Raw genomic sequence first — 12,490 nt, 5'->3', positions numbered from 1 at the left:
CTTTTTCATAAATTTAATTCCTTTCGTAGATTCTAGTTGTTATTAATGTATTTTACTATTGATGGAAAATAAGACAAGTTTGTTTTTAGAATTTTCAGTTTTCAATGTTTTTGTTAAATTACTAATATATTGATTTTGATTTATTATTTAATTTACAGAATCAAAAAAATTTCAAAACCTAAAAAATTATTTATAACAGTCATCATATCTTTTCTATTTTGGATTTGGACTTCTCATACATGGACTGATTATATTAACGTCTTATTTTATGTATCTTTAATTTCTTTCATACTATTGTTTATTATTCTTTTAGTACAAGAAGGCATATTCGATGTCACTAGTTATGGTTTTCGACGTTTAACATATCATCTTTCATCTGATTCGAAAAAGAAAAGTATGAAAGATGATGCGTTTTTTAATCCTAAGAACGCAAAAAAGGAACACTACACGATTTCCTCATGGGTGTTCCCTAGTCTTTGTATTAATATATTGTTAGTTATCATCACTATTATTGTTTCTTTCACTATTTAAAAACGCAAGTGTCACATTAAGCCGACACTTGCGTTTTGTATATTTTAGTCTTCGAATTTTTTGAAAATCAGTACTGCGTTATGTCCACCAAAACCTAAACTATTACTCATTGCATGTGTAATTTCTAAGTCTTGAGCTTCATTAGGCACATAATCTATATCACATTCTGGATCAGGTGTTTCTGCATGAATCGTTGGAGCAATTTTTGAATCTCTAATTGATAAAGCAGAGAAAATCGCTTCAATACCACCAGTTGCGCCAAGTAAATGACCTGTCATAGATTTTGTTGAGCTAACTTTTAATGTATTAACTGCATCACCAAAAGTATTCTTGATAGCTTGTACTTCGTATAAGTCACCCACTGGAGTACTTGTACCATGCGCATTTAAATATTGAATATCTTTTGCTTCAATGCCCGCATCATCAAGTGCTGCTTGCATTGCTCTAGAACCGCCTTCACCTTCTGGCGCTGGTGCAGTAATATGGTAAGCATCACCTGTTGTACCATAGCCCACAATTTCTGCATAAATTTTAGCACCACGTGCTTTTGCAGATTCAAGAGATTCTATAACTACAATCCCTGCACCTTCACCCATTACAAAGCCATCTCTGCCTTCTTGGAATGGACGGCAAGCCGTTTCTTTATCTTCATTTGTAGATAATGCACGACTCGCACTGAAACCAGCAATAGCCATATGTGAAATAGGAGCTTCCGTACCACCAGTTATCATTGCGTCCGCATCACCACGTTGAATGATTTTAAATGCTTCACCAATTGAGTTAGTTCCTGTTGCACAAGCAGTTACAGTTGAGCCACTTGGACCTTTAGCACCTAAATCAATAGATACTTGTCCTGTCGCCATATCTGGAATTAACATTGGCACGAAGAATGGACTTACACGTCTTGGTCCGCGTTCAACTAATTGAGTATGGGCTTTTTCGAATGTTTCCATTCCTCCGATACCTGAACCAATCCACACACCAATACGATTTGCATTCGCTTTAACGTCTAATTGGGAATCTTGTACTGCTTCTCTAGCAGCAACAACTGCATATTGCGTAAATCTATCCATACGACGTGCTTCTTTTTTATCAATAAAATCTTCTACATTAAAATCTTTTAATTCGCCTGCTAGATGCACATTATAATTTTCAGTATCAATTCTTGTAATAGTATCGATACCATTAACTCCTTTTAGTGCATTCTGCCATGTTGTTTCAGCATCGTTACCGATTGGAGATAAGGCTCCGATACCAGTAATAACAACTCTATTATTTTCACTCATTAGTTATCCTCCTATTTTCCCCATTTAATAACCATTGCACCCCAAGTAAGTCCGCCACCGAAACCTACTAAAACTAGCGTATCGTCATCTTTAATTTTACCATTTTGTAACTCTTGATTAATACTTAACGGTATTGAAGCAGCAGATGTATTACCGTATTTATTAACAGATACACTCATTTTTTCAGGTTCAATACCTAATCTTAAACGAGCTGATTCCATAATTCTTATATTTGCTTGATGAGGAACAAATAAATCGATATCTTCTGAAGTTAAACCTGCTTTTTCAACAACACGTGTTGACGCATCGCCCATTATTCTTACAGCAAATTTAAATACTTCACGACCATTCATTTTTAATTTCTTAGTTTCTTTATCTAAATATAAGTATTTTCCGCCACTACCATCAGATCCCATTTCGTAACTTATAATACCACGACCTTCTGATACTTCGCCAATAACAACTGCACCAGCGCCATCGCCAAATAAGACAGCTGTAGAACGGTCAGTTAAATCAGTAATTTTAGATAATTTATCTGCGCCTACTACTAGTATATTTTTATAATCACCTGATTGAATATATTGTTTAGCAGTAATCATTGAATACATAAAACCAGAACAAGCTGCTAACTGATCCATTGTAGGTACTTTTCCTGTACCTAAACGTTCTTGTAAAATATTAGCAACACTTGGGAATGGCATGTCACCTGTCGCAGTCGCTACTATAATCATATCTATATCTTCTGGTTGAATACCAGCATCTTTAATTGCTTTTACACTAGCTTCGTAAGCTAAATCTGATGTATCTTGATCTTCATTAGCCCAATGTCTTTCTTTAATTCCAGTCATTTTAGAAATCCATTCATCTGATGTTTCTAAAAATTGTTCAAAATAGGCATTGTCTACAATATTTTCTGGAGCGTATGCCCCGAAACCTTTAATACCCACATCCATGGTTGTACACCTTCTTAATAAATTTTTAATACCAGGTATTAATTTAACATATTTTTCATTTTAAACTCAAGTATATAGAAATCTAATTGAATAGCTGCTATCTCTACACATACTTATATGATTAGCTATACAATCATCAAATACCGTCATTTAAATAGCTTTTGAATTTCAACTAATACAAAAATGCTTTAATTAAATCATATCATATATAAGTTTGATACCACTGTTTCAAACTCATTTGGATTCACTCTATACAAACAATCTTTTTTCCATTAAAATATATGTATATATACTATATTGGAGGTTGCATGCAATGAAATACCTCATGACATTCTTTTGGGCATTCGTTTTATTACAAATGGTCAATTTCGTATTGAACAGTTTAAATGGTGAAGGTAACAGCTTAAATGTTGTTTCACCTATCATTATGGCAGTTATATTTACAATAACAACTGCTATTTTAGGTGCAATAATTAGTCCTAAAAATAAATCTGAACAATACGAATAAGTAAAAACTGGTAGCAGACTTTTATACAGTTGCTACCAGTTTTTTTATAATTTATATCATAAATTTACTATTTTTAAATTTTTCTCCCCGTCAATTGTACACTTGTTTCGTCAATTTTATGTTTGTTTACTTGTTTTAAAAAGTCATTCAAATAAAATCCATTATCTAAATCTAATTTTTCTTTTAATGCATAAACTGTTAATTCATATTGATGATCTTTGTCGGGAGGTGTGGGTCCTACATAATACTTATCAATTGCTGAGAAATCTTCTCCTAGTAAGCCACTTGTAAAACTATTCTTTCCTTGAATACCGTCAGTCGTAATTCTAGAGAAATCTTCTTTTACAGAAATATTTGAATTTGAAACTTTAAGATTTGCTACACTCCAATGAATCCAGGCAAATCCACATACTGGAATAGCATCATAGTCTATTAATGACCAAGCAAGATATTGAGTATCTTTAGGAAGTTCAGTCACTTCAAAAGGAAATGATTTGATTGGATTGCCATTGATTATGTCACTTTCATTTGCGCCAGCTGCATAGGCATATGGGATATAATTATGTTTAAATTCTGTGTTGATTTTCATGATGTTCACTCCTCGAATGATTACTGTTATTTTTATTATATTATAAATTAACTAATTAAAGTATATGCATCATTTGTTTAGTTCAATATGTGAATCAATCCATACTTTTAAATACTAAAATCCACCTTTTACATCACAAACAAAAAACCAAGAAGATGAACTTACGTTCAAATTCTTGGTTTTAGTTATTTATTATTCAGGTTTGTTAACATCAAATGTTAGTTCATTGTTTTCATCTAAATCTACATCTATTTTAGTACCTTCTGGTAAGTTTTCTTTAATCATCATACGTGCTAATGGTGTTTCAATTTGTCTTTGTACAAATCGTTTCAATGGTCTTGCACCAAATTGAGGTTCATAAGCTTCTTCACCTAACCATTTTTTCGCTTTTTCAGTTACTTCAATAGTTATTCTTTGATCTACTAATCTCATATTCAAGTTACCAATAATTTTATCGACAATCATACTCATATCGTCAATTGATAATGGTCTGAATAATACGATGTCATCCATACGATTTAAAATTTCTGGTTTGAAGTATGCATGTAAGCTATCCATCACAGCTTTTTCAGTAGATTCACTAATATCACCTGTTTCAGATACTTGGTCTAACAATACTTGTGAGCCAATATTACTTGTCATAATAATAATTGTATTTTTAAAGTCAACGCTTCTACCTTTAGAATCAGTTAATCGACCTTCATCTAAAATTTGAAGTAATACGTTAAATACATCACTGTGGGCTTTTTCCACTTCATCAAGTAAGATAACTGAGTATGGATTACGTCTTACCGCTTCAGTTAATTGACCACCTTCATCATGACCTACATAGCCTGGAGGGGCACCAATTAATCTAGACACAGCATGTTTTTCCATATACTCACTCATGTCGATTCTGATCATGTGTTTTTCAGAATCAAATAATGACGCTGCTAATGATTTAGCTAATTCAGTTTTACCTACACCAGTTGGTCCTAAGAATAAGAAACTACCAATTGGTCTATTAGGGTCTTTGATACCTGCTCTGGCACGTACTACAGCATCAGAAACTAAATCTACTGCTTTATCTTGACCTACTACACGTTTATGCAAAATATCACCTAAGTGCAGTAATTTATCTCTTTCAGTTTCTACTAGTTTTGATACTGGGATACCAGTCCATTGACTTACAATATCTCCAATTTCCTCGTCAGAAACGATTTCACGAATCATTCTATCGTTATCTTCACCTTGTTCATCTTGGAAGACATCTTCTAATTCTTTTAATTCTTTTTCCAATTGTGGTATTTTGCCATATTGTAATTCTGCTGCTTTTTCAAGATTGTTATTAGTTTGCGCATCTTCTAAAGCTTTTCTACTTTCATCCAATTCAGCACGTTTTTCTTGTAATTTAGCAATTTTTTCTTTTTCTTGTTCAACACGAGATTGTAATGAGGCTTGTTTTTCTTTTTCGTTAGATAATTCTTCTTGAAGTTCTTCAAGACGTTGTTTACTAGCATTATCAGATTCATTTTTCAATGCACTTTCTTCGATTTCTAATTGCATTACACGTCTATTAACTTGATCTAATTCAGTAGGGTTTGAGCCCATTTCTGTACGAATAGTTGCACAAGCTTGGTCAACTAAGTCAATCGCTTTATCTGGTAAAAATCTGTCAGTAATATATCTATCAGATAATTCTGCAGCTGCAACTAAAGCACGGTCTTGAATACGTACACCATGATATACTTCGTAACGTTCTTTTAAACCGCGTAGGATTGAAATTGTATCTTCAACATCTGGTTCGCTTACGCCTACTTTTTGGAAACGACGTTCTAAGGCAGAATCTTTTTCAATATACTCTCTATATTCATTTAATGTTGTAGCACCAATACAATGTAATTCACCACGTGCTAACATAGGTTTTAACATGTTGCCAGCATCCATAGCACCGTCTGTTTTACCTGCACCTACTAACATATGAATTTCATCAATAAATAGGATTATTCTACCATCAGATTCTTTAACTTCTTTAAGTACTGCTTTCAAACGTTCTTCGAATTCTCCTCGGAATTTTGCACCTGCAACTAAGGCACTTAAATCAAGCTCGAAAATAGTTTTGTCTAATAATGATTCAGGCACGTCTTTTTTAACAATTCGTTGAGCTAAACCTTCAACTATTGCTGTTTTACCTACACCTGGTTCACCTATAAGTACTGGATTATTTTTTGTTTTACGGCTTAAAATACGAATCGTATTACGTATTTCCTCGTCACGGCCAATGACAGGATCCATTTTACCTTGACGCACTTCTTCTACTAAGTCACGGCCATATTTTTCTAATGCTTCATAATTTACTTCTGGGTTCTGGCTAGTCACATGATTTCCCCCTCTTATTTTATTTATAATTTCTTTGATAACTTCAGATTTATTACCTATGAATTCTTTAGTTGTTTGATCAATGTCCATAGCTGCTCTTAAAACATGTTCCATAGAAATGAATTCATCATCATAATCATTCATGTAAATTTCAGATTTGTTCATTAATTCGTTTGCTTTAGAACTGATATATTGTCCATATTGAACATTATCACCTTGAACAGTTGGATAAGATTTTAACTTCTTATCATAAGCTTTTTCTAATTGGTCTACGTCTATATTTGCACGTTCTAACACACTTTTAAATAAACTTTCACTTTCGTTTAATGTTGCTTTTAGTATTGCTTCTATTTCTATATTTTGTAATTCAAATTCTTTACTATATTCAATTGCTCTTTGTAATGAGCCTTGAATAGCATAAGTCATTTTATTTATATCCAATTGTTTTCACCTCTATTTATTTAGAGTCAGTCATTCATTTATCAAAGTTTATTTTTGACTTTGACTTTCTTTGACCTTAACTATATTATAGTCCTCTTTTTAAAATTAATCAACAACTTGAACCTAAAATTTTTATTAATTTTAATCAATTAAATTTTGAATGGATAATACCGAAAAACTCAAACTAAAACCTCTTTAAGTATTGAATTGACATATTTTCAAATAATAAACAAAGAAGTAGTATTGAGTACGTTTAGTTTAATAAACATCTTTCAATACTACTCCATTATTTGATTAGATTATTTCTTTTTAATATGTTTTAAAATTTCGTCAGTAAGTGCTTTTACGCCACTATTTTCTAAATGAATGCCATCAGGTGCAAAGTATTCTGTATGACCCTCTGATCTTTTATACCAATCAATTAAAGTCACATTACTCTTATCTTTTGCTGCATCAGCCATTAGCTTATTAACATGATTTTCATAACCTCTTGGTACTCGTGTATTGACTAAATAAATTTGAGCTTTACCAAATTTACTAATTAAATCATCAAGCTGTTCTTTATTAAAATCGCCATTAGTACCTAATTCTAATACAACTTGATCAGATTTTTTATTATAATGAGAATAATTTTGTTCTGCTAATGGAATTGCTTGATATAAATTTCTACCAACCTTACCATCAATTTTAGCTTTTGGCACACTGTCTTTAAAAGTTTCCCCTATGTCTACCATTACTGAGTCACCTATTAATAATGGACTAATATCTGTATTTACATCTGTATCATTTTTTCCATTTTGACCAATTTTATCAATAGGAATCATTCTAATTAAATACTTATCTTCTAAATCTGTGTTAAATGAATTGGACTTATGATTAATTTTATCTTTACCTAGTCCATCAAATGAACCAATCATAATAAAAGCAAATGGAATAATTAAAATAATAATCGTAATCGTTCTAATAAGTGCAGGTTTATACTTACGTTTCAAAGTAAATGCCTTTAATCCTTGTTTTCTGAAAGGTGTTTCTACATAACGATATGACAACTCAGCGCAAACAAATGTTAAAACAATATCTATAATGTAGACATATAAAGGAATTTGTCCATCAATATAATAGCTATGAATAAAACTAATAATCGGAAAGTGCCATAAATATAAACTATAAGACCGTTTACCTATGTATACAAACAAAGTATTACCTAATAGTTTAGACACAAATGTTGCTGGATGCACCACACTAGCAATGATAAATAAAGTCATAGCAGAAATAATATAAAATCCACCATTATAAATCCAGTCACTTTCGTCTTGAACAGTTACAAATAATAGAATTAAAAATGCTAATCCTAATATGCCTACAATATCTATTGCACGTTGTAACGCTTTAGGAGGTTGTGCTTTTAATTTGAATGGTGGCCATAAAAATGCCAATATGACACCCAATAATAATGTTTGTAAACGCGTATCTGTACCAAAATATACTCTTGAATGGTTCAGATGTGGCTCTGAAATGATAATCATTAACATAAGTGATAATAATGAAATGATCCAAAAAATGAGCGTCACATTACGGTATTTCTTTAAAGTTAGTAATAAAGTAATTAAAACTATTGGAAAAACTAAATAAAACTGTTCTTCAATAGCTAATGACCATAAGTGTTTAAGTGGCATAAAAGAGAATTGTTCAAAGTAGTTAACATCCTTAGCGATATACCACCAATTTGAAACATAAAATATTGCAGCAATAATATCATGTTTTACTCTAACTATCTCTTCTGATTTAAAAAGTAATGTGGCTATACCAACTACTAATAATAGCGCTAATACAGCTGGAACTAACCTTTTCAAACGACGTAACCAAAAATTCTTTAAATTGATTATGCCATTTTCTTCGTATTCTTTTAATAATAAGCTCGTTATTAAATAACCTGAAATAACAAAAAATGTATCTACACCTAAAAATCCGCCTGTTAACCATTGTTTATTTAAATGGTAAATAATAATGCCGATAACAGCAATTGCTCTTAAACCATCTAAACCAGGCATATATCTTAATTTCTTTCCCCTATTTCTAGTGCTTTTATATTCCTTATTCATATTTCACTTTCTTCCCCATCAAATCATTTTCGAATATTCATAGTAGTTTAAGTTTTATATTAAAATAGTCATGTATCTTGTATTTAATCTAAGTTTCATTACTTATTGAGAAATAATTAAAACAACTTGATAAATCTTATGACTAATAATGATTTGGTTAAAATAAACTTGCAACAACTTATTTATTACTTAAATTTATTGCATTCAAGTTACAATTAGTCTTAATTATTGTAATACAACCGTAGTATAAATTCAATTTAAATAGCAATTGAATATTATTTATTTAATGACGATTGGATTTTTTTAAAATTTATTAATAAATACATTTTTATTTTCAGAATATTGGTTTCTTATCGTTTAGATAGCGTAAATTTTTAAATTTAATTCATCTTAATTTGCCATCTCTAATTTAGACCACATAAAAAAGAATGGTATGTAATGTATACACGCAATGTGTATATTACTACATAACCATTCTTATTATCAGAATTAGATTAACCAACACCTAGAGCAATTTTCGCGTATCTAGACATCATATCTTTATTCCAAGGTGGATTCCATACGATATTAACTTCAGTATCTTGAATTTCTGGAATCTCTGCTAATACAGTTTTAATTTGATCAATAATTTGCGGTCCTAAAGGACAACCCATAGAAGTTAATGTCATCTCAACAGTACAAAGTCCTTCGTCATCTACATCAACTTTATATACTAATCCTAAATTAACAATATCAATACCTAATTCAGGGTCGATTACCATTTCTAGAGCTCCTAGGATACTATCTTTTAATGCCTCTTCCATTAGTATCACCTCTCTATATTTTCTTTATACTAATATATCAAATATCCGACAAAACGCCAATAAAATGCTATGATACAACTACAATATATTATTACAACATAAGGAGAACGTTATGCAGCCTCATTTAATTTGCTTAGACTTAGATGGAACATTATTAAATGATAATAAAGAAATTTCTAATTATACAAAACAAGTTTTAACAGAATTACAACAACGTGGTCATTCAATCATGATTGCTACAGGCCGTCCATATCGTGCCAGTCAAATGTATTATCATGAATTAAATATGGATACGCCTGTCGTAAACTTTAACGGTGCGTATGTACATCATCCTAAATCAAACGATTTTGATACAATACATGAAGTTTTAGATATAGATATTTCAAAAAATATTATCGAAAAATTACAGCAATTTCATGTAACTAATATTATTGCTGAAGTAAAAGATTATGTGTTTATTAACAACCATGATCCTCGTTTATTTGAAGGTTTCTCAATGGGAAATCCTAGAATACAAACTGGTAATTTATTAGAACAACTTAACGAAGCACCAACATCTCTATTAGTTGAAGCAGAAGAAAGCAAAATTCCAGAAATCAAAGATAAATTAACTCAGTTTTATGCTGAAAATATTGAACACCGTCGTTGGGGTGCACCATTTCCTGTCATTGAAATTGTTAAACGCGGTATTAACAAAGCTCGTGGTATTGACCAAGTTAGACAATTTTTAAATATTGAACCAGAACATATTATTGCTTTTGGTGATGAAGATAATGACATCGAAATGATTAAATACGCACATTATGGTATTGCTATGGACAATGGTCTTCAAGAACTTAAGGATATTGCTGATGAAACAACATTTAGTAATAATGAAGATGGAATTGGAAGATATTTAAATAATTTCTTTGATTTGAATATACGTTATTATTCATAAGAATAGCGTTTCAACACATCTGAGATAGATATACTATGCTGTCTCAGAATTTTATTATATCAGGGGGTATAACCGCATGAGTAAAATAGTTGTCGTCGGTGCAGTTGCAGGTGGTGCAACTTGTGCAAGTCAAATTAGACGTTTAGACTCTGAAAGCGAGATTATAATTTTTGAAAAAGATAGAGATATGAGCTTTGCCAACTGCGCATTGCCTTACTATTTGAGTGATACAATTACTGAAAGAGAAAAAGTGTTAGCTTATACTCCGGATAAGTTTTTCGATAAAAAACAAATATCAGTTAAAACGTATCATGAAGTCATTGCAATTAACGATACCAAACAAACTGTAACCGTTAAAAATAAAAATACAAATGAATCGTTTGAAGAATCATATGATTACTTAATTTTAAGCCCTGGTTGTAGTGCAAACCGACTTAATTTTGATACAGACTTAGCTTTTACATTAAGAAACCTAGAAGATACAGACGCTATCAATTCATTTATTGATAAAAATAATGCTCAAAAAGCATTAATTGTAGGTGCTGGGTATATTTCATTAGAAGTATTAGAAAATTTATATCATAGAGGATTAGATATCACACTTATTCATCGTTCTGAACAGGTAAATAAATTAATGGATCAAGATATGAATCAACCTATCTTTGATGAATTAAAAGATAAACATATTCAATATCGTTTAAATGAAGAAATTGCTGATATAAATGGTAATGAAATTACATTCAAATCAGGAATAAAAGAAGACTACGATATCATTATTGAAGGTATAGGTACTAAACCTAACTCTGAGTTTGTAAAAAGTTCTAACGTTCAACTTGATGAAAAAGGATTTATTCCAGTGAATGATGCTTTCCAAACAAATATAAATAACATTTATGCTCTTGGAGATGTCATTACATCACATTACAGACATGTTGATTTAAAAGCAAATGTTCCTCTAGCCTGGGGCGCACATCGTGCTGCGAGTATTATTGCTGAACAATTAGTAGGAAATGATAATATTAAATTTAAAGGATATCTAGGATCTAATATTGTTAAATTTTTCAATTATACGTTTGCTAGCGTTGGTGTTAAACCAGAAGAATTATCTCAATTCAATTATAAAATGGTAGAAACTAAACAAGGCGCACATGCAGGTTATTACCCAGGAAATACACCATTACATCTGAGAGTATACTTTGATCAAGATACTAGAAAAATTATACGTGCAGCTGCAGTTGGGCAAGAAGGTGCTGATAAACGTATTGATGTATTATCTATGGCAATGCAAAATAATATGACTGTTGATGAATTAACAGAGTTTGAAGTTGCGTATGCCCCACCTTATAGTCATCCTAAAGATCTTATTAATATGATTGGATATAAAGCACAATAAAAAACATGCAAAACGGTTAATTAAAATCGTTTTGCATGTTTTTAAGTTTATAAATGATTTAATGACCTATCCTAAACCTAACATTTTTGAGATAGGACCCCAAGGAAGAATAACACCAATTGCCATTGTTATAATAATTAAGACAATTGTACTCCAAAATAATTTTGTAGAATCTTCGTGTTTCTTTCTTTTAGTAATAGAAATTTCCATTAATGCAATAACACCTAAACCACACAACATTTTCAATGTTAAAAGCATATGATTGCCGCCTTCACCATTACTGGCTGCAGCAAATTCTTTAATTAATTCCCAAAAACCAGAAATTAATGTTAATAGCATAAACAATCTTAATGCCATCTGTAATGGTTTAAAATATGGTGTAGCTCCTTGTGCTTTAGAAATGTTTAAGTATGCAGCAATAAAAAGAATAATTGCTAATACCCAACTTAAAATATGAACATGTAACAAATCAATGTTCCCCCCACTTAATATTTTACTTAACTAATGATACCACAAAACGAACAATTTATTTTAAATGATATAAGTATATAATTTATTACCCTTTTTAAGAGATTGTTCGTCATAGTAA

The 12,490-nt window shown here is 31.0% G+C and carries 11 protein-coding genes; 4 read left to right on the top strand and 7 right to left on the bottom strand.

Features of this window, described 5'->3' with window-relative positions; all coding sequences use genetic code 11:
- Positions 1–168 precede the first annotated feature (168 nt).
- Positions 169–531 (top strand): DUF3899 domain-containing protein, encoded by a 363-nt coding sequence (locus CD121_RS03260; protein ID WP_185817739.1) that lies wholly within the window; start codon positions 169–171, stop codon positions 529–531.
- Positions 532–575: 44 nt separating this feature from the next.
- Here CD121_RS03260 and fabF read toward each other — a convergent pair whose 3' ends face one another.
- Positions 576–1,817 (bottom strand): beta-ketoacyl-ACP synthase II, encoded by a 1,242-nt coding sequence (fabF, locus tag CD121_RS03255; RefSeq protein ID WP_126567439.1) that lies wholly within the window; start codon positions 1,815–1,817, stop codon positions 576–578.
- 11 nt (positions 1,818–1,828) lie between these two features.
- Entirely contained in the window at positions 1,829–2,770 is a 942-nt protein-coding gene (locus CD121_RS03250) for a beta-ketoacyl-ACP synthase III (RefSeq protein WP_017637404.1), read from the bottom strand.
- 313 nt (positions 2,771–3,083) lie between these two features.
- Between CD121_RS03250 and CD121_RS03245 the strand changes: the two genes are divergently transcribed.
- Positions 3,084–3,278, top strand: coding sequence for a YjzD family protein (locus tag CD121_RS03245; RefSeq protein ID WP_017637405.1), 195 nt, complete (start codon positions 3,084–3,086; stop codon positions 3,276–3,278).
- A gap of 73 nt (positions 3,279–3,351) precedes the next feature.
- Here the strand turns inward: CD121_RS03245 and CD121_RS03240 are convergent, their stop codons facing one another.
- The 4 genes from CD121_RS03240 to CD121_RS03225 form a co-directional block, all read right to left on the bottom strand.
- Positions 3,352–3,867 carry a YbhB/YbcL family Raf kinase inhibitor-like protein gene (locus CD121_RS03240; protein WP_126567438.1) on the bottom strand — a complete coding sequence of 172 codons (516 nt, stop codon included), beginning with the start codon at positions 3,865–3,867 and terminating at the stop codon, positions 3,352–3,354.
- A 192-nt stretch (positions 3,868–4,059) separates the two neighbouring features.
- A complete protein-coding gene (gene clpB, locus CD121_RS03235) occupies positions 4,060–6,666 on the bottom strand; it encodes an ATP-dependent chaperone ClpB (protein WP_126567437.1) in 2,607 nt (868 codons plus the stop codon).
- Positions 6,667–6,965: 299 nt separating this feature from the next.
- Positions 6,966–8,768, bottom strand: coding sequence for an acyltransferase family protein (locus tag CD121_RS03230; RefSeq protein WP_126567436.1), 1,803 nt, complete (start codon positions 8,766–8,768; stop codon positions 6,966–6,968).
- Positions 8,769–9,262: 494 nt separating this feature from the next.
- The gene (locus CD121_RS03225) at positions 9,263–9,571 is read right to left on the bottom strand and encodes a metal-sulfur cluster assembly factor (protein ID WP_017637409.1); all 309 of its coding nucleotides are present in this window, start codon (positions 9,569–9,571) and stop codon (positions 9,263–9,265) included.
- A gap of 112 nt (positions 9,572–9,683) precedes the next feature.
- Here CD121_RS03225 and CD121_RS03220 point away from each other — a divergent pair, with 112 nt between their 5' ends.
- Both CD121_RS03220 and CD121_RS03215 read left to right on the top strand, forming a co-directional pair.
- Entirely contained in the window at positions 9,684–10,508 is an 825-nt protein-coding gene (locus CD121_RS03220) for a Cof-type HAD-IIB family hydrolase (protein ID WP_107999945.1), read from the top strand.
- A 76-nt stretch (positions 10,509–10,584) separates the two neighbouring features.
- On the top strand, positions 10,585–11,901 hold the full coding sequence (locus tag CD121_RS03215) for a CoA-disulfide reductase (protein ID WP_119622415.1): 1,317 nt from the start codon (positions 10,585–10,587) through the stop codon (positions 11,899–11,901).
- A gap of 66 nt (positions 11,902–11,967) precedes the next feature.
- Here CD121_RS03215 and CD121_RS03210 read toward each other — a convergent pair whose 3' ends face one another.
- Entirely contained in the window at positions 11,968–12,369 is a 402-nt protein-coding gene (locus tag CD121_RS03210) for a YisL family protein (protein WP_029055580.1), read from the bottom strand.
- Between the last annotated feature and the right edge of the window lie 121 nt (positions 12,370–12,490).

The sequence above is a fragment of the Staphylococcus pasteuri genome (assembly GCF_003970495.1).
Lineage (GTDB): Bacteria > Bacillota > Bacilli > Staphylococcales > Staphylococcaceae > Staphylococcus > Staphylococcus pasteuri.
This window is presented reverse-complemented; position numbering and strand designations above follow the sequence as displayed.

Bases quoted from the DNA above. Each gene is read 5' to 3' on its own strand.
- CD121_RS03240 (WP_126567438.1), bottom strand. From the start codon at position 3,867: ATGAAAATCAACACAGAATTTAAACATAATTATATCCCATATGCCTAT.
- fabF (WP_126567439.1), bottom strand. From the start codon at position 1,817: ATGAGTGAAAATAATAGAGTTGTTATTACTGGTATCGGAGCCTTATCT.
- CD121_RS03245 (WP_017637405.1), top strand. From the start codon at position 3,084: ATGAAATACCTCATGACATTCTTTTGGGCATTCGTTTTATTACAAATG.
- CD121_RS03220 (WP_107999945.1), top strand. From the start codon at position 9,684: ATGCAGCCTCATTTAATTTGCTTAGACTTAGATGGAACATTATTAAAT.
- CD121_RS03215 (WP_119622415.1), top strand. From the start codon at position 10,585: ATGAGTAAAATAGTTGTCGTCGGTGCAGTTGCAGGTGGTGCAACTTGT.
- CD121_RS03230 (WP_126567436.1), bottom strand. From the start codon at position 8,768: ATGAATAAGGAATATAAAAGCACTAGAAATAGGGGAAAGAAATTAAGA.
- CD121_RS03250 (WP_017637404.1), bottom strand. From the start codon at position 2,770: ATGGATGTGGGTATTAAAGGTTTCGGGGCATACGCTCCAGAAAATATT.
- CD121_RS03225 (WP_017637409.1), bottom strand. From the start codon at position 9,571: ATGGAAGAGGCATTAAAAGATAGTATCCTAGGAGCTCTAGAAATGGTA.